At 53.6% G+C, this 17,092-nt stretch carries 15 protein-coding genes; 6 read left to right on the forward strand and 9 right to left on the reverse strand.

Going from position 1 to position 17,092, the window contains the following annotated elements; genetic code table 11:
- Positions 1-620: 620 nt before the first annotated feature.
- The 4 genes from Q31a_RS30505 to Q31a_RS23680 all read right to left on the reverse strand — a co-directional run bounded on the left by Q31a_RS30505 (position 621) and on the right by Q31a_RS23680 (position 3,540).
- Complete coding sequence (locus Q31a_RS30505; protein WP_197355574.1) at positions 621-782, reverse strand: hypothetical protein; 162 nt, start codon at positions 780-782, stop codon at positions 621-623.
- 102 nt (positions 783-884) lie between these two features.
- Complete coding sequence (locus Q31a_RS23670; RefSeq protein WP_145083313.1) at positions 885-1,682, reverse strand: N-acyl amino acid synthase FeeM domain-containing protein; 798 nt, start codon at positions 1,680-1,682, stop codon at positions 885-887.
- 193 nt (positions 1,683-1,875) lie between these two features.
- Positions 1,876-2,220 carry a response regulator gene (locus Q31a_RS23675; RefSeq protein ID WP_145083316.1) on the reverse strand — a complete coding sequence of 115 codons (345 nt, stop codon included), beginning with the start codon at positions 2,218-2,220 and terminating at the stop codon, positions 1,876-1,878.
- A gap of 642 nt (positions 2,221-2,862) precedes the next feature.
- Positions 2,863-3,540 (reverse strand): response regulator transcription factor, encoded by a 678-nt coding sequence (locus tag Q31a_RS23680; protein ID WP_145083319.1) that lies wholly within the window; start codon positions 3,538-3,540, stop codon positions 2,863-2,865.
- Positions 3,541-4,832: 1,292 nt separating this feature from the next.
- Between Q31a_RS23680 and Q31a_RS23685 the strand changes: the two genes are divergently transcribed.
- Entirely contained in the window at positions 4,833-5,564 is a 732-nt protein-coding gene (locus Q31a_RS23685; RefSeq protein WP_145083322.1) for an N-acyl amino acid synthase FeeM domain-containing protein, read from the forward strand.
- Between the two features lie 985 nt (positions 5,565-6,549).
- On the opposite strand, the gene Q31a_RS23690 is transcribed toward Q31a_RS23685, so the two are convergent.
- The 3 genes from Q31a_RS23690 to Q31a_RS23700 all read right to left on the reverse strand — a co-directional run bounded on the left by Q31a_RS23690 (position 6,550) and on the right by Q31a_RS23700 (position 8,417).
- A complete protein-coding gene (locus Q31a_RS23690) occupies positions 6,550-7,554 on the reverse strand; it encodes a ThiF family adenylyltransferase (RefSeq protein ID WP_231690913.1) in 1,005 nt (334 codons plus the stop codon).
- A gap of 111 nt (positions 7,555-7,665) precedes the next feature.
- Positions 7,666-7,905 carry a hypothetical protein gene (locus tag Q31a_RS23695; protein WP_145083325.1) on the reverse strand — a complete coding sequence of 80 codons (240 nt, stop codon included), beginning with the start codon at positions 7,903-7,905 and terminating at the stop codon, positions 7,666-7,668.
- A gap of 158 nt (positions 7,906-8,063) precedes the next feature.
- Positions 8,064-8,417, reverse strand: coding sequence for a hypothetical protein (locus Q31a_RS23700; protein ID WP_145083328.1), 354 nt, complete (start codon positions 8,415-8,417; stop codon positions 8,064-8,066).
- 289 nt (positions 8,418-8,706) lie between these two features.
- Here Q31a_RS23700 and Q31a_RS23705 point away from each other — a divergent pair, with 289 nt between their 5' ends.
- From Q31a_RS23705 to Q31a_RS23720, 4 genes are all read left to right on the forward strand, one after another.
- The gene (locus Q31a_RS23705) at positions 8,707-9,837 is read left to right on the forward strand and encodes an ABC transporter permease (RefSeq protein ID WP_145083331.1); all 1,131 of its coding nucleotides are present in this window, start codon (positions 8,707-8,709) and stop codon (positions 9,835-9,837) included.
- Between the two features lie 5 nt (positions 9,838-9,842).
- Positions 9,843-10,691 (forward strand): ABC transporter ATP-binding protein, encoded by an 849-nt coding sequence (locus Q31a_RS23710; protein ID WP_145083334.1) that lies wholly within the window; start codon positions 9,843-9,845, stop codon positions 10,689-10,691.
- Entirely contained in the window at positions 10,688-11,833 is a 1,146-nt protein-coding gene (locus Q31a_RS23715; protein WP_197355584.1) for an HlyD family secretion protein, read from the forward strand. Before Q31a_RS23710 ends, Q31a_RS23715 begins: the two co-directional genes overlap by 4 nt.
- 664 nt (positions 11,834-12,497) lie before the next feature.
- Positions 12,498-13,217 (forward strand): hypothetical protein, encoded by a 720-nt coding sequence (locus Q31a_RS23720; protein ID WP_145083340.1) that lies wholly within the window; start codon positions 12,498-12,500, stop codon positions 13,215-13,217.
- Between the two features lie 396 nt (positions 13,218-13,613).
- On the opposite strand, the gene Q31a_RS23725 is transcribed toward Q31a_RS23720, so the two are convergent.
- Entirely contained in the window at positions 13,614-14,453 is an 840-nt protein-coding gene (locus Q31a_RS23725; RefSeq protein ID WP_145083343.1) for an N-acyl amino acid synthase FeeM domain-containing protein, read from the reverse strand.
- 257 nt (positions 14,454-14,710) lie between these two features.
- Between Q31a_RS23725 and Q31a_RS23730 the strand changes: the two genes are divergently transcribed.
- Positions 14,711-15,997: a polysaccharide biosynthesis/export family protein gene (locus tag Q31a_RS23730; protein ID WP_145083346.1), complete on the forward strand. Its 1,287-nt coding sequence runs from the start codon at positions 14,711-14,713 to the stop codon at positions 15,995-15,997.
- A gap of 373 nt (positions 15,998-16,370) precedes the next feature.
- On the opposite strand, the gene Q31a_RS23735 is transcribed toward Q31a_RS23730, so the two are convergent.
- Positions 16,371-16,757 (reverse strand): GxxExxY protein, encoded by a 387-nt coding sequence (locus Q31a_RS23735; RefSeq protein ID WP_145083349.1) that lies wholly within the window; start codon positions 16,755-16,757, stop codon positions 16,371-16,373.
- Positions 16,758-17,092: the final 335 nt, after the last annotated feature.

Raw genomic sequence — 17,092 nt, forward strand, 5'->3', positions numbered from 1 at the left:
GTCGAATGAGCATCTAAGCGATGCTTTATGCTCCTATCGTCGCTTCTTGGCAGCCTCTTCAGTTCTCCTCAACATGCACTAGCAACATACCGTCGGATTGGTCGGAATAAGAGACCAACACTAAGCGCAGGATGCTGCCGAAGGACCGTTCCGAACTTCGGTTCGGAATCACTTCCCCGGTCAACTTTGTCGCTCTCTTGTCTTGTAAGACACAATCTCTATCGCTTCGCAGCGGAAATCCCGGCATTAGCCAATGGTATTTAGACAAATCATTCTATCGAAAGTCACGCTCCCGAGGCGAACGGGTTCCCTGAGCGAACAGCGTTGCGGTAGCAAGAAATATCGTCAGCAGAAAAATCAAAGCCATGCGAAAGTAGAGCCGCTGACGGGACTCCATTGAGAAACAAGAGCAGCTCAGTTTCCAGTTAGCCAGCATTCTAGAACAGGCTCCAAGTCTAGGCGCAGCAGTCCCCCTCTCCACCAACCGGAGGTACACCCACTGATTCTTCTGACGAGCTAAAGCGAAAACGCAACCGTTCACCATCATCCTCATCCTCATCCTTCAGGCAGCTTCAATCGTTGCTTCAGGTTTAGTTTAAGTCGCAGACAACCGTGAACGCTTACGAAGCATCCAGGCGGACGTTTTGACAGGAAGATGGGGACAGAAAGATGAATTGCCCTGGCCAGCTTCCTGCCAACAACACTCTCTGCTGCACCAGACTCGCCCCAGCCAAACTCAACGGAGAGGAGTAATACCAAGCAAGCTCACGATTGCGAAGCATTTCATCCGTTCATTCACGACCTTCCTTCCCATCAGGCAGCCTCAATCGTTGCTTCGGGTTTGAGTCTAGGTTTGAGTCGCTGACAACCCTGAACGGCTACACTTAAGCAGCCATCGGAACCATCTGATGATCTTCCGCAGGTAGGTACTGCGCGAAATAGCGTTTTTCGGCGTCGGTCATGTGCGCTCCATCGAGCTGCCACGGAGCGTACTTGGGGTTGTAGACTTGGCCGAATAAGGGATAGCCTGTTTGATCAAGCTTGGCGAAATCGTGCACGCATAAGATGGCTGGATTGCCGCGCACGGCCGCGTACTGCTTGACCTCCGAATACCGCTCGCAACCAAACAATCGCTCGTAGACTTTAGCATGCTTCGGGTGCACGGCTAATACGAGACGATCGATGCCTCGTCGCCTGGCCGTTTGGATTACTAAGCCGATCACCTGAACGAGCGTTTGAAAACAGCGACGCTTGTCGTCCGTTTCCGTGCGACTCGCCAAGCAAGATACTTCGGCTAGTCGCAGGCCACCCGACCGCATAGCGTCGATCTCCGCTTTGAACAATGCCTCCATCGGCAAACCGGACTCTCCGTCACCGACCAAAGTAGCCGTAAAGCTGACGCGCTGCTGCTGCTTGGCAACCACCACAGCAGTAGTATCCAGCAAATGATGCTTCATGACTCGCAGCCCCTGGGGATCCCCAGCAGACAAACCGGTTCGACAATAGAGCTCTTGAACCAAACGAAACGCCTGCTCACGTTCTGCCTGGCATTCGGTGACCTTCAAGTCCAAGCCTAAAGGTGTCGATTCGTCGCGTTTCCGTGTGCTGATGGGATCCAACCGGCTGGGAATCCGAGGTTGTTGGCGTGTGTTGCTGGTGGGCAATGCAGACCGAAATTCCATACTAAAGCCTCGAAGTATTGAGAAGAGAGGAGATAAGGCTGTCGAGTTGAAGAGTGTTCTTGTTGATAGGGGGCTGGCTGAGATCTCGCGAATCACGCCATACAAGTCAAGCCAGAAAATAGTCTAGCTCTCTCGGAAGGCATGAAAAAACACATCACCGCAGCTCAGGCAGCCGATTTGAATCAAGCGTGCCTCAGGGAGCAACAGGCTCAGGATCACAGCTTGCGAGGCCGAGCATATCTGAGAGAGAATTCACACGGACTTGAAGAATCCCCGCCGATTCGGCAGGATTAAAATGGACGATCCGTAAATTGGGTGCCATTTCAAGTGCATGGGATAGCACAGCGGATAATTCAGGTCCGTCGCTCCAAGAGTGAATCCACAATTGGGGTTGATGCTGGTCAATGAGTGCCAGGCATTCGAAGAAATTGCACGATTCACCAATCACTTCGGTGTCACTATGCTGTTCAATATCGTATCGCAGGACTTGCTGGCAAAGCTGTTGCTCGATGGAGAGTAAGACGCGAATTCTATTCATAAGAGGTAGTTTGCGATTCTTGCTTGCGGGAGGAGTGAAGAGAAGCACAAGTGAACGGAGCTGATTATGCCAATTGAGGCGACACGGATCCATGATTCTTTGGGGCCGAAAAGGGTTCAATTGTGGCAAGTCTTCGTGAATCCAAAGGACTAGTTCCTCTACTTCAACTGGGCGGCATCAAGACTAGCTCAGCGGTGCCCCAATCTGCCGTTTCACTCAAACACAAATCGCTGCGTCAGTACGACTAAAGATGCTGACCTCGTTCATGCGAGTGCTGAAATCACAACCCGCCGCCTGAGCAAAGGTCGGATCCACGCGTTTAGCCACGCCGTATCCGATATGGAGTGCGATGACTTGTCATCGCTGTGGAGTAACGCCGGGATGCTGAGTGGCTTGCCCACCGACTGAATGTGTGCGAAGGCCGAAAAGCATCCATCTTCGCTCTGCTCTTGCAAGTAATTGGATCGCAAAAACAACCGGCTGACGGGCAAGAAAGCTACGACAAGTCGCAGCACTCCATACCATCGGGGCGTGACAGCCTCTTTTCGCATCGTCGAGCGTGATCTGTCGGCGGACTGTCACGTCTGAATGCTAGCACTACAAGGAAAGTGGCTGGCGTTAATCCCCCCATTGCCGATTGCCTTAGAAGCGGCTGACCCAATTCTCCTGCCGCGCCAACTCCACCGCTTCCATGCGTGTTTCAACGCTTAGTTTCTCGAGGATGTTGTGCACATGATTTTTGACGGTGTAGAGCGACACACTGAGCTCCTTGGCAATCTGCTTGTTGCTCTTCGCTTTGGCGAGCAAGCCGATCACCTCTTGCTCGCGGCCAGTAAGGCGACAAGCTGAGATGGCAGTGGGGACTTGCCAAGCTGGTGATTGGGCAATCCGTGAAAACTCAGCAAACATCGTGGCAGCGAAATCGCCAGAACAGAAGCCACTCCCCTCAAGGACTCGATCGATGGCCAAGTTGAGCTCATCCAAGGAAGCGCGTTCCAACACGCAGCCGTGCACGCCGCAGGCCAAACACTCGGCTAAGGAGCCATGGTCATCGGGGACCAACACGATGATCTTGGCAGGCGAGGAACTGGTTTGAACACGCCCAATAATTTCGGTAGGAAGAACCCCAGGTAAATTTAGATCAAGCAGAACGACATCCGCTGAATTGAAGAGCTCTTCACCGATCTGAGCGATTTGAGCGTGATCGATGGCTATCGCTTCATCATCTCTCGCCGTCTTGATGTAATTCACCAAGCAGTCGCGGAACAAGCCATTCCGGTGAAAGACAAGTACCTGATTTGTCGCTTGCGTCGTAGTCATAGCAATCGTTTCCTGGGCAGTGAAACTGAGCTATCCACCTTCGAGAAATCTCGGGAGGCTGCTGGAAAGGAACTCAAGTCTTAATAACTTTCTTCGGTGACCGAATCGTGCGCACGCTTCCCTTGCCATTCCCCATTCCATGCCATTGACTCCTCCGCGTTGCTAGCACATCAATGCTGGCAAATACTCAGGAAGCACCAAAAGACGACGAGCACACCGGCCTTTCGGTCCCAATACGGGAAAATCAATATTGGTTAAACAACGAATAACATGGCTCACGTTCTCAACGGAGAGCAGCTAAAAGGATACCAAAGCAGCGGTGAGGAGAAGTTTTTAAAGCGATAAGTTGATCACTTTATATATGAATCCCCGGATTGTGGAACACCGGCAAACAGGGGGGATTGTGCTAAGACATTGCGCCTAACAACCACTTTCAAGCAGCGATAAAGGTCTAGAGTCATCCCTTAACCGGCCCCGTGAGGACTATAGCAACGGGATAAAGCGTCCCGGTGGCCACACCATCGATGGCAACTCTGTCTTTGCAGAGATCTGACGAGAGGGAGATTGACAACCGCGAAAGCCGCAGCGCGTAAACAATGCACGAACAGCTACATTGGGGGGGGCGCAATATTGGGGACAGAGCATTGCGAGTCGGGGGGGGCGCAATATTGGGGACAGAGCATTGCGAGTCTTGCAGATCTTCCGCAAGTCCCTCTTCTTAGACTCTTGACCAACCTGATGGCGCCAGCGAGGACCGTTGCTTTGTAGGAATGCCGTCGAATACGTGACAACTTAATGAAAGTCCTGGTCCCAAGTGGACTCCACGCCAAGCACAACAATCACAGACGACAGAGAGCTTTACAACCGCGAAAGACGCTAAATACGCGAAAGTTGAAGCTCGTAAAAATGGCACGTAAAGTGACATTGGGGCAGTAAAGTGACATTGGGGACAGACCATTTCGCATCTTTCGCGGTTGTTGCCTTCTTGGCTCTGGCCAGGCGGGATCGCGCCAACGGGAGCTATGGCGAGCAGGAAAGCTAGCGCACCCCACAAAGGTTCTATTAAAAGGCAGCACGACTGGCGTTTTGCCCCCACCATCGAGCGGCCCATACTACTGAGTCGCTCAACTTAGTACAAAATTACTAGTTAGGCTGAAAGGCAAGCGGCCCAACTCACGAAATAGAGTAGCTACTGGCCGCTAATTACGGCTATGCAAACCATCATGAATTCTGCTCCCTGCCACCTTTTGCTAGCCTCATGAAACGCACTATCTGAATCTACGAAATCGCTCATGCGGATATGCAACGCCCATTCTGAAACTGCTGGCGCCAAGATCACTTGCCGGCTGGCACACAGCCGTGAGGATTTTTGCAACGCATTTCGGCTTCTGCACCAACAGTATTGTGCGGCCGGATTATGCCGCCCCAACCCTAGCGGCATGCGCATCAGCCCACAGCAATTGCAGCCGGAAAGCCAAGTTATCGTGGCCGAGCAGAGACGGCAGGTCGTCGGCACTGTTTCTTTGACTATTGACAGCAAACGGCAGTTGCCGCTGGAGAACATATTTGGCACAGAGGTGCGCGCGTTACGCACCCGCAAGTTGCGTTTGCTAGAAGTGGGATGTTTGGCTGCGACGGGGAGTACACACCGCTTCCCTTCCCCCGTATACGCTGCACTGACTCGAGCAGCTATCGAAGTTGCACAGCGGAGTGGTACGGACCGCATGATAGCCGCCGTACACCCGCGTCATTCGAAATTCTACGAGCGTAGCATGGGTTTCCAACGACTGAGCCAGCCGGTTGCCTACGAGATGGTCGAGGGGCAGCTGGCCGTCTGCGTCTCAGGCTCGCCAAATTCGCCGGGGAACTACCGCAATCCATGGCGACGAATTTTCTTTGAAGGCCCTCTAAATCCTTTGCTCTCGTTGAATTCTGCGATGCTTCCCTTCGACCGCGCCTATTTCTCCAGGTTGCTCAATCAGCTCCAGCCAGCGTCGCTACCCACCCGCCACCGCGTGGCATAGCGCGAACCGCTATCCAGAACAAGCACCCTATCCCTCCGATACTCACGTGGTAGAGGATAAATAGAAGGAGATCCCCGTCGAGCTCATCGGTCATCCCTTGCTTGATCTTCCTCGCGGTGCATTTTCATCTTGCAGCACCTGGGAACGGGGCACGTTGGCCTTGCTTTACGGCTTGTTGATTTAAGAGCGTTTTCAGATCGACCACGAAGGCAGCACCCTGAATCCTCCTGTAGCAGCGACCACTCTTCCTTGCTCACGCGGCGGGTTACGATTTCAACAAGCCGTCGCGCGGCGAATTGCCATCACCGAGCTCGGCCTGGAAATCCATTGTCTGGGCACCTCAAACTGCCTGCGTTTTGGAACAAGGCAAGAGCCTCAGGGGCAATGCAACAGCCGGTAAAAACCTAGCAACGAGGTGCTCGGAGCTTGCTTAGACAACTGTCGTATAGGGAGCACCTCTAGTTCTAACGCAGAGGCAGTGCTCTAAATACTCAGTAGCGAAAACCGCTCTTCCTTGCTCACCGGGCTGTCGAAATAGTAACCCGCTGCGTGAGCAAGGAAAGATAGTTGCCGCTACAAGGCAGTTTGGGACGCGACCTGCGCGTTAAAATTCAAATTGCTATTAAATCTACAGCCCGTCACGCGGCGGGCTACGGTTTCAACAAGCCGTCGCGCGGCGAGTTGCAATCACTGAGCTCGGCCTGGAAATCCATTGTCTGGGCACCTCCGACTGCCAGCGTTTGGAACGAGGCAAGAGCCTCAGGGGCAATGCAACAGCCGGTAAAAACCTAGCAACGAGGTGCTCGGAGCTTGCTTAGACAACTGTCATATAGAGAGCACTTCTAGTTCTAACGCAGAGGCAGTGCCCGAAATACTCTGTTGCGAAAACCACTCTTCCTTGCTCACGCGGCGGGTTACGATGTCAACATTGCGGACGTAGCGAGGTGCGATCGAAACGCTTTGGAATGTGGTGGAGTAGAAAACGCTAGGTACTACTAGCCGACTGGCCATACCCCAGCTTGAGCATTCGCTTCTTCAGCACGTGGCGTTTCAGGCGTTGCAGAGGATTGCGATTCCCCATGACCAACCGGCCTTGGCGCAGTAGTCCTCGATAGGCATCAAATTGTGCGTAGGCAGGAGCGGCGCGAAGGCGCCCGCGGCCAAGCAGAATTTTGACCGCTTCTGTGCCGACAACTCCACTGGCTAAATGACAGGCTGCAGCCACCGAAGGCCCACGGCCACTGGCATCCACATAGGAGAAATCGAAATAGGGTACGTGCGTAGCGCGTGGAGCTAGGCCCATGGCGAACGCGGCGAACATTTCAACCGGGCTCATCGCATCGTGCAAGTCAAAGTAGTCATCAAAACTCATTCCATTTGGGTCAAACAACAGCCAAGCGGTACTGAATCCAATAGGTCCAGCAGTGATCGCCCAAATACCACGGCGACGAGCCTCATTGAACAACATCCGACGAGCTTTGAATGCAAAAAAGTCGACCGAATCGACCAACAAGTCGACCCCATCGAGAAAGCGATCGACATTGTCAGCGGAGACAAACTCGTTCATGGTGTCGAGCTCGAGCTCGGGATTGACTCCCCGCGCTGAGTCCGCCAACACTTGAGTCTTGGAACAACCAATGGTGTTGAGTGTAGCGCCAAACTGACGGTTGAAATTCTTCATTTCGAATTCGTCGGCATCCGCAATTCGAAATTTCCCAACCCCTAAACGGGCCAAAGTCATCAAGTGGATTCCGCCCACACCTCCCATACCAGGTATGGCAACTCGCGTCCCTCGGAGTCGTTGTTGCTCCTCTGGAGACACAAGCCCCAAATTGCGAGAAAAAGCAGTCTCATAGTCCCAGGACGCATCGACGGAAGGGATCTCTTCTTGTGTTTCCGACTCAGAGGACATCTGCAAGCCTTGCGCAATTCGAATTGGAATTCCGTTTTGTGTAGTACTGATCTCTTCGATAGAAGTTGGAACGAGCATCGTAGCCTATACTGAATAGAATCGCTAAGAGTTTGCCACTGAAATACAATTTTGGTTACGCTAACGGGTGGTCTGCTCTAAAAACTTTTCATAGCCCGGTATGCTGGCGGTTTAGACTTGGATCCCGTCCCAGGCTGGAACTGCATCGCTGATCATGATCACGCACTGACGTACCGCCTTGGGTGAGGAGCGGGCAATGGCATAGGCTTCCGACTTGCCGTTTTTCGCATGGCAAGCAGGAAGCCAACCCCACGCTTTAGGACCTTCGGAACAATTATTGGCGGATAGTCGCCGAATCGCTCCGCCGGTTCGTTCGGGAAAATGCCGATCGGCGGAGCGATCTGGCGACACTTATCGTTCCGACGTTCTTTAGATCCGACAATTGCTTTCCGCGTTGCTCGGGCAATTTTCCTCCCAGGCCCTCTGGTGGGCAAAGATGTCTACAGGCGGCGCACTGCTGGCAAGACATTCGACAGGCGTCGACTCCCCGCGCTCAACCCTCCAGAGTCTTAGCGATGAGCCAGCTTGGAAAGCATATCCGCCACAATTTCTTGATCTGCCCCCTGTTGCTCGCTCTGGATGGTCAGTAACTGTGAAATAAGCTCTGGCACCATAGCGATGTCCAAACTCATGACCACATCTTCCCGTTTCCAATGCGCTAGCCAACAAGCATCTTCGAGTTGTTCTGCAAACTGCAACAGGAGGCTATTCTCCGTGCTCCCTGACCGAACTTGGGCAGCCAGGAGAATCTGCCAACTAGCGGCGCGTACGCGATCGAGATGGAGATCGCAAGTCAGTTTTTCACCGACTGGCTGACTACCCGTTTGCGGATTGGTTTCATTGAGTTGGGAGCGTGTTTCCATGATCAATCCCTAAATCGAATTTCATTAGAAGGGTCCGATGACTGAACAACTCTAGGTTCCCACCAAGATTGCAGCGGCCGCTCATTAACATTTAGCCGTGCCCAAATCTCTCCATCTAACGATTTTGCGGCTTTTCCCTGTCGCTCTACGTGCTAGTGCAATACACAGCCCCTGCGTCCCTCCTATGGTGGCCGTCCGAGGTGCGGATGCTCTTGCTCTACAGGGCAGATTCCGCTAATCCAAGGTGAGTCCATTGGCCCCTTTTTTGACGACTCGACATAGTTTTCCCATGCTCTGGTACTTGTCCCTGAGAACCCTGCTGTTTGACCGTGGCAAATTGCTGACGGGGCTGGTCGGCGTTGTGTTTTCAGTCATCCTTGTGAATGTGCAGGGAGGGCTGTTTTACGGGCTCATTTCCAAGGCAAGCTATCTGGTAGACCGCAGCCAAGCAGATATTTGGGTGGGTAGTTACCAAATGCACAACGTCGATTTCCCGCACGACGTACCCGCCCGCTGGCTGCAGCGGATACGAAGTATTCCTGGAGTAGCCGAGGCGGACCCGATTCGCATTGGATTTTCCGAGATGAGCCTTCCCGATGGAGGGCACGAGGGAGTCACCGTGGTTGGAATTATGCGTGACAGCAGTCTGGGACGATCGTTTGAAGTTATTCAAGGAAATCCCCAAGCGCTGGCTGATCCGCTTGGAATCGTCGTGGATGAGTGCGATGACGAAAAACTACAATATCCAGCATTGGGCGAAATTCGGGAAATAGGCGGAAAACGAACTCGGGTCGTGGCCAAGAGTCGTGGCGTATTGAGCTTTCTGGTGACCCCTTACGTTTTCACGACGCTGGATCGCGCGGCGGACTTCATTGGCTCCGATCGCACGCTGGTGTCCTATTTTTTGGTACGCACGGTGCCAGGGGCGAACAAGGCAGAGGTCTGTCGGGAGATTGACCGGCGTTTACCATCAGCGACCGCCATGACGGCTCAAGATTATGCTAACGTCTCCATCAATTTTTGGACTACGCGAACCGGTATTGGCCTCAGTTTCGGCGCCGCTGCTGGACTCGGTCTACTCGTCGGACTCGTCATGGTCGGCCAAACGCTGTACGCCATGGTGCTGGATCGAATCAGTGAGTACGCGACCCTCAAAGCGATTGGTGCTACCGAACGTGAAATCATCACGCTGCTGACGCTCCAGTCCGCGACGATTGCCATCGTCGGTATTTGCCTGGGAACGGTACTCTCCTTCCTAATTGGACTGCTGCTAAGTACCCCCCGCACCACCATTGCCATTCCAGCGATGCTCTACGTAGGCAGCGGCTTGTTGGTCTTCACCATCTGCCTGCTGGCCGCCGGTTTGCCTTACTTGCGCGTACGCAGTGTCGATGCTCACACCGTGCTCCAAGGAAGTTAGCCAGCATGCCCCTAGAGCCAAACCATCCACCAGAACCCAGCAACAGGGCAATTCCCGCCACCCCAGGGGCAGATCCCGACTATTTTGCTGCCTTTCGGATCGCAGAGGCCTTGGATCTGCCAGAGGAACTCGGCCCAACAGCGGATTTCTCGCATAGTCCTAAGCCCCCCACGGACGCACAAACGGCGGTGATTCGCGCCGTGGGAATCGACAAGTCCTACATGATCGGCGATCAGCGCTGCCCAGTTCTCCGCGACGTGCACTTCGCAACCCACGCGGGTGAATGCGTCTTCCTGTCTGGACCATCCGGTGGTGGCAAGAGTACTCTACTGGCTATCCTGGGCTGCCTGTTGCAGCCGGACCAAGGACAAGTATTCCTGAGTGGACGTCGGGCCGACCAACTAACACCTCAGCAGTTGGCCTTCCTGCGGCGCGACAACATTGGCTTTGTCTTCCAGCGATTTCAATTGATCCGAGGCCTGACGGCGATGGACAATGTAGCCCTACCACTCACACTTCAAGGTCAATCCCTGCCCGATGCTCGCACCATGGCAGCCGATCTGCTGCGGCAAGTCGGCTTGGAACAACACCTTCGCGCCCTGCCGACGGCCATGAGCCCCGGACAATGCCAACGCGTGGCGCTGGCACGTGGCCTGATCACTCGTCCTCAACTTCTGCTAGCCGATGAGCCCACGGCGGCCCTCGATGCGAAATCGGGTTTGGAGGTCATGGAGTTGCTGCGGGAACTGGTGCACCAAACGGGAGCTGCTGCCGTCGTGGTGACGCACGATCCTCGGATCCATCACTTTGCCGACCGCATTTGCGAGATGGAAAACGGGAGTCTCCGCACGTGAAAAAACTCAACACAATCGTAGCGATTGCCATCGCACTGGTGGTGGCCGTCATTGTAGCTCGGCAATTTCGGCCATCGACGCTGCCAGACCGTTCCGCCGCCTTGCGGCAAACCAGCTCTTCAACAGAACGGGTCGCTGCATCTGGATGGATTGAGGGACGCACTTCCAACGTCGAGGTTCGCGCGCGGCTGGCAGAGCAAATCGAAGAGATCTTGGTCAAGGAAGGGGATTGGGTATCCAAGGGCCAACCTCTGGTGACCCTCGACGCTTCCGTCCGAGTGCTGGAGCAACAGCTGGCGCGGGCGGAACTCGCACAAGCCCAAGCAAAGCTGGAGCAGTTGGAGAACGGGGCTAGGACAACTGAGATCGATGTCGCAAGACACGAACTGGCCGCACGCTCTGCAGAGCTCGATGGCGTGCGCAAGGGACTCGAGCGCATCCAAGTCCTTCGGGCATCCAACGCAGCCAGCCAACAAGCCTACGATGAAGAATTTGCAAGATTCAAAACCCTGGAGGGCCTGGTCGCTGCGGCCCAGAATCGCCTGGCAACTCTGGCAGATCCGCCACGACAAGACGAACGCAGTGCCGCTCAAGCGATGGTGGAAGCGGCCGCCTCGCGGCTATCGTTGGCCGAAGTCAATCTCCGCCGCACCCGTATTGTTTCCCCTCTGGACGGGAGAGTAATGCGAGTGCAGTGTGAAGTTGGTGAATTGGCCCGTGCCGACTCTTCAGATCCACTGGTAATCCTGGCGGACACTCGACAATTGCGGGTCGTGGCCGAGGTCGATGAATTCGACGCACTGCGAGTAGCTATCGGTCAGCCCGCGATCATTACCGTCGACAGTGTTGAAGGCATCTTGGCGCGGGGTGTCGTGATAGACTTGGAACCTCAGGTAGGTCAAAAACTACTGTTCACTTCCCAGCGAGGCGATCGACTCGATTCCTTTAGCCGCCGCGTTTGGATCGCCTTGGATCAGGCTGGTGACTTGCCCGTTGGTTTACCCGTAGACGTCGTGTTGTCGACGGCCGAACAGCATCGACGCAGCAGCCAATCTGCTCCAGCAAGTGGCCCGCTGGCAGACACACCGCCTGCAACTGCTCCAGGTGCACAATACATCAATACGCAACGAGAGTCCCCGTAGCGACGAGCATTTTTTGGTACTCAATACTTTCCTGGCCGAGTCGGGGAACGCGCGTTGCCTCTGCCCCCGTCTCAAGGTGGTCTGGCCGCGTGGTACTTCTCCACAAACACGCTCCTGCAAGACACCTTTTCGCGTATTTTGCGTCTTTCGCGGTTCCTATTCTCTGGTGGCCGCGGCATGCCTTCCGAACGATCTACAACCGCGAAATATGCGCAATATGCGAAATGAAGACGGGGCACGGTAACGGCGGGACACATGCAACGCCAGTGTTCGTGTCTCCCAGTTCTTTCGTGGTTGTCCCAAACTCGTTGCTGGTACCGGTGATCTCGCGATGCCTGGTCTAGCAGCGTGGTACTCTCAAACACGCGCCTGCAAAACAACTTTTCGCGTATTTAGCGTCTTTCGCGGTTCCTATTCTCTGGTGGCCACAGCATGCCTTCAAACCGCCAGGTTTGGGGGTATCCTGCCATTCCACTCGCTGCGACAGCTCACGGACACCCCCTTTACCGCTGCCAGGGATTGGTCCAAAGGGATTAGTAGCGACAATCTGGGCAAAATTGGTTCTAACGTGCTTGACCAGGGCGTTAGTGGTAGATATTGTCAGCTTAGGTTCAATTCAATCCCTTAATTTTTTGATGGTAAACTAGCCATGCGTGTTTTGTCCGTGTTGGTTTTGCTAGCGATTTTCGGAGCAAATCAAGTTTCTGCGGGTGTTGTGACTTCCAATGTAATTTTTGGGACCGGAGTCACAAATGGCTCCTTTACGGTGGCTCAGGCTGGAGGAGTCGAACTTGGCTTGCGTGCTAAACTGCGTTACAACGCAGCCGGAAACCCTGAAAACACCTTCAACGAAATCGGTCCAGGCAAGTACGCATTTGATCCTGGCGTCGCGCCGACTCAACCTGCGACAAGAGGTGTTTGGAGTTATGAGTGGTCGATCAATTCTGATTTCGATGGTACTAGTGGATTCAAGTTGGACGACCTGACCTATTCGCTTTCCATGACTTCGACCAATGGAGCTTCTTTGGCAGCTAGCGATATTATCAATCAATTTCCCTTTAATCCCTTTGCTGACCATGCCATCGGAAACTCGTCAACAGCAGAAGGCGCAGGCACCGTTGCTAATCTTTTTAACTATAACAATTTGATTGCAAACAACACATTGGCCCAAAACTCCTGGCGTGCTGACTTGTATGCAAACAATTATGACCCAACGCTGACAGGTACTTACACTTATACACTTTCCGCATTCCACAACGGCAACCAAGTCGTCTCAACTTCGATCGACGTTTTGGTCGGCGTGGTTCCTGAGCCAACCAGCTTGATGATTTTTTCGTCGATGATTGGAATGATGATCGTTCCATTTCGTCACCGAAGAAAATAGTGTCCGATATAGCTCTCGATGAGCAAAGTCTTCATTTCGAAACCAGTAATCCACATCGGATTGCTGGTTTTTTCGTGAAATCATAAGCGATCTACGGGGACAGAGCACATTGATGCTTGGACTAGCAGCGTGGTATGTCTCTCAAACACGCGTCTGCAAGGCAACTTTTCGCGTATTTAGCGTCTTTCGCGGTTCCTCTTCTCTGGTGGCCACAGCATGCCCCAAACGATCTATAACCGCGAAAGATGCGAAATACGCGAAATGAAGATGGGTGGGGACGGTAAAGGCGGGACACATACGCTGCCAGCTTTCGTGTCTCCAAGCTTTAACGTGGTTGTCTAACATCCGTTGCTCGTACCTGCGATCTCACGATGCTTGGTGAATAAATGGGAACGCCTAGCAACTCAACTCCTGCAGGTACTGAGACGTCTCTTCGGTCCATGCGGTTTGCTGCATGTCACTAGCGGTGAATGGTTCACCAAACAATCGCTCGTGAATGCTCGTTCCCTTGAGGCGTTCGAAATTCATCACGAGAGCAACCGCCGGATTTCCCTCGGCGTAGGGACAACTCTTCAGACCGCCAAATTGCTCGAATCCCAATGCACGCTTGTAGAATCTGGCGTGTCGCGGGTGGGTGGCAAGCACCAGTCCGTTCATTCCGCGAGACTGAGCCACTTGAACGACCAGGCAGGACAAACGGCCAATAACATTTCTGAAGCGGGTTGGAGAATCACGGCGATCAGCCAGACAGCCAATTTCGGCTACCTTCAATCCGTTCTGCCGCTGAAATTCAATTTCCTCCGCGTACATCGACTCCATGGGCAATCCCGAGGGATTATCGGCAATCATGGTCAGTGTGGAAATAACCTCCCCTACATACTTAGCCACAAAAACTTCAGTCGTGGGCAAGAGATGATAGGGGGTTCTACGAATCCCCTCCTCATTTCTGGCAGTTAGGCCAGCTGAGACATAGGCTTCGTACAATAGACGAAAGGCTGCATTGAGCTCGGTTCTCGTCCTAGCCAATGCAACTTCAATTTCAGGGTATTTCGGAGGAACGACCGGAACGGTAACGTGCCCCACGGCAGGGAGTGAGGTAGTGCTGAACACTATGCGACAAGCCTTCAATTGTTGGTGACTGTCATCGCCGGTCCCTTGGGAGTTCTGTTTTATCGCGTTGCGGCGAAGCCTCCGCCCTAGAGGCCATTCCAGGCTGAAGCTTTTTCGAACCGGCATCTCTCCAAACCTAGGACGGTTTGCGTCCAGTTGACGGGCGTAAGGCTTCTCTCGCCCAATTCAACTTTACCTCTGAGGTTAGAACTGCCGATTGAAGGGATATTGCGGGTAACACGCAAAGTGACAGACTCCTTGTGGGGGCTTTCTCCATCCAATCCATTGGGAGTACCCTCATTTGCTAACGTCACAATGGGTAAGAAGCCGATACTTCCCCCAAGCGGTCTTTGTTTGGTGTGGGCGAGAAAAGGAATTCTCCCATGATTCTTGGTAGAAACACTTGTGCAGTTCAGCGGATTGCATGGTCGATTCTCGTTTTGATGGCTCTCCCATGGGCCACGGGCTGTTCGACCTTTACATTCAGAATTAAGGGTACGCCGGCGTGCAGCTTGCCTATCGAATGCCGGGCTGAATCCAAACGCTACCTAGAGCGCATCGATGTGACACGGCTCACGCAACTGCCTCCCGACCACTACCGCCTGGCTGCTGGGGACATTATCGGTGTCACCCTCGATGGTGTCATTCCGCTCCGCGGCATTGACGATCCACCGCAATTGGCACCCGTCCATTTCCCGGAAGCGGGCAGCAACCTTCCGCCGGCTATTGGAATCCCTGTCGTCGTTCAAGATAGCGGGTCCATTACCTTGCCGGCTCTGCAACCATTCTCCGTGGATGGCTTGACTCTCGAAGAAACCGCTGAGCAGATTCGTCAAACGTACTTGGATCGTGGCATCCTCAAGAGTGAAAATACGTTTCCCATCGTAACCCTAATCAAGGCTCGTACGGTAAACGTCACGGTCATCCGCGAGGATACTGGCGGGACGGTTGCCCCAGGTGCAAATGATCGCGATGCCACGGGCGGGCGCATCCAATTGGAAGCCTACCACAACGATGTTTTGACGGCCTTGATGCAAACCGGTGGTTTACCGGGACTTCGAGCGAAGAATGAAATTCGCATCTATCGCAATGGAGGCTCGCACTCGGGAATGTACATCCCAGCGCCCGTCGTCGATGCCATGGAAGTCAACCAAAGCTTCCCGACGGTGGCTACGACCAACATGGATGGCCCTGAGACGATCATTCCTCTACGAATTCCACGTGGGAGTCCCATCAACTTCGCTCCTGAAGATGTACTGTTGCACGAAGGAGACGTGGTCTACGTTCCCAATCGCGATACGGAAGTCTTCTACACCGCGGGCCTGCTTCCCGGCGGAGAGCACTTGTTGCCGCGTGACTACGATGTCGACATTTTCGAAGCCATGGCCATCGCCGGCTACTCTTATGGCAATTCACAGTCTGGCGGCGGTGGCGGCATGGTTCCGGCCACTGGCGTTATTCCGTCACAGCTGTTTGTATTCCGCGAGCTTCCCAATGGTTCGGAGTACACGATCGAGGTTGATTTAGAGAAGGCTGTCGCACTGGACTGCGAACGCATCTATGTCAAGCCAGGTGATAAGCTACTGCTTCGCTACTCGCCGACGGAAGAAGCCCTGAACTTCGGTATCTTCTCCTTCTTCACCTACGGCATCCGAGAATTATTCCGCTAAGGAATCAAGCTCTCTGACAATCGGTCTCAATCCCACTTCGACCGCCACTCATCCACACCTTCCCCAGGCATCCTGGGGAAGGCTTTTTTTTCGTTACTGCTATTCAGTAACGCGATCGGCCTGGCAACTGGTTGCGTTGCTACCGTCCAAGAAGGCACCGCAGACGACCGCCAGTTTGCGCGTCTTCCGCTTATTCCGCGACGACTGCGAACTCCATGAATGCATGCTCACCGTAAAGCGAGTTGTGGAGAGAGGGGGGGACCGCGAAAGACGCAAAATATGCGAAAGAAATGCAGGACGCGGGGCCCGAGGGGGAGCGTCCGTATGCTCCGACACCTATTGTTTCTTTCGCGGTTGTCTAAAACTTCTGGAGCTACTTCTTCAGTTGGCGAATTATCCGCTCCGACTCTACTTGCGGATAATGACCGAAGTTGACAAGCAACCCAAGTTCACAGCCGGTAGCTTTCAAGTAATTATGGACTTGAGCGCGATGCTCGTCCTTCAGCATTGAGACCGATATGATCTCGACAATGATCTTCTCGAAACAGATAAAATCAGGCTTGAAAATCTGCTGCAACGGTTTGCCTTTGTAAGTTAGCCGGAGACCAGGCTGCGCAAGGAATGGAACGTTGCAAAGTCCGATTTCTAAGACCAAACATTCCTGATAGACCGCTTCAAGAAATCCACACCCCTTCTCCTTGTAGACTTCGAACACCGCTCCCATGATCTGATACGACTCGTCTTTGAAGAGTATGCTCACTGGAAAGCTCCAATTGCAAGTCGTTAGCTACCGCGGCTGAATTCAGGATCCAGCCGTTGATCCCCTCCCTTTTACTCTAACCGTTTTCGCGGCCTGGGTCCCCTTCGCAGTCGCCCAAACGGCATGAACCAATGCCTACAATGAAATAATAGTCTGTGAATGGAAGGACTAGACCGCGCCAGTGCTCTCAGAAAGGCAGACCGCGTCTCCAAGAACAAGAGCGGGAAGCGACCGCGAAAAATGCGAAAAACGCGAAAGGAAGAGGGGAAGGGCAGGGTAGGTAGCCGCGAACCACTTGCACTGCCGATTTTCGTTCCTCTCAGTTTTTTTCATGG

The organism is Aureliella helgolandensis (assembly GCF_007752135.1).
GTDB classification, from domain to species: domain Bacteria; phylum Planctomycetota; class Planctomycetia; order Pirellulales; family Pirellulaceae; genus Aureliella; species Aureliella helgolandensis.

Bases quoted from the DNA above. Each gene is read 5' to 3' on its own strand.
- Q31a_RS23725 (WP_145083343.1), bottom strand. From the start codon at position 14,453: ATGCCGGTTCGAAAAAGCTTCAGCCTGGAATGGCCTCTAGGGCGGAGG.
- Q31a_RS23685 (WP_145083322.1), top strand. From the start codon at position 4,833: ATGCGGATATGCAACGCCCATTCTGAAACTGCTGGCGCCAAGATCACT.
- Q31a_RS23710 (WP_145083334.1), top strand. From the start codon at position 9,843: ATGCCCCTAGAGCCAAACCATCCACCAGAACCCAGCAACAGGGCAATT.
- Q31a_RS23700 (WP_145083328.1), bottom strand. From the start codon at position 8,417: ATGGAAACACGCTCCCAACTCAATGAAACCAATCCGCAAACGGGTAGT.
- Q31a_RS23675 (WP_145083316.1), bottom strand. From the start codon at position 2,220: ATGAATAGAATTCGCGTCTTACTCTCCATCGAGCAACAGCTTTGCCAG.
- Q31a_RS23690 (WP_231690913.1), bottom strand. From the start codon at position 7,554: ATGCTCGTTCCAACTTCTATCGAAGAGATCAGTACTACACAAAACGGA.
- Q31a_RS23670 (WP_145083313.1), bottom strand. From the start codon at position 1,682: ATGGAATTTCGGTCTGCATTGCCCACCAGCAACACACGCCAACAACCT.
- Q31a_RS30505 (WP_197355574.1), bottom strand. From the start codon at position 782: ATGCTTCGCAATCGTGAGCTTGCTTGGTATTACTCCTCTCCGTTGAGT.
- Q31a_RS23705 (WP_145083331.1), top strand. From the start codon at position 8,707: ATGCTCTGGTACTTGTCCCTGAGAACCCTGCTGTTTGACCGTGGCAAA.
- Q31a_RS23730 (WP_145083346.1), top strand. From the start codon at position 14,711: ATGATTCTTGGTAGAAACACTTGTGCAGTTCAGCGGATTGCATGGTCG.
- Q31a_RS23680 (WP_145083319.1), bottom strand. From the start codon at position 3,540: ATGACTACGACGCAAGCGACAAATCAGGTACTTGTCTTTCACCGGAAT.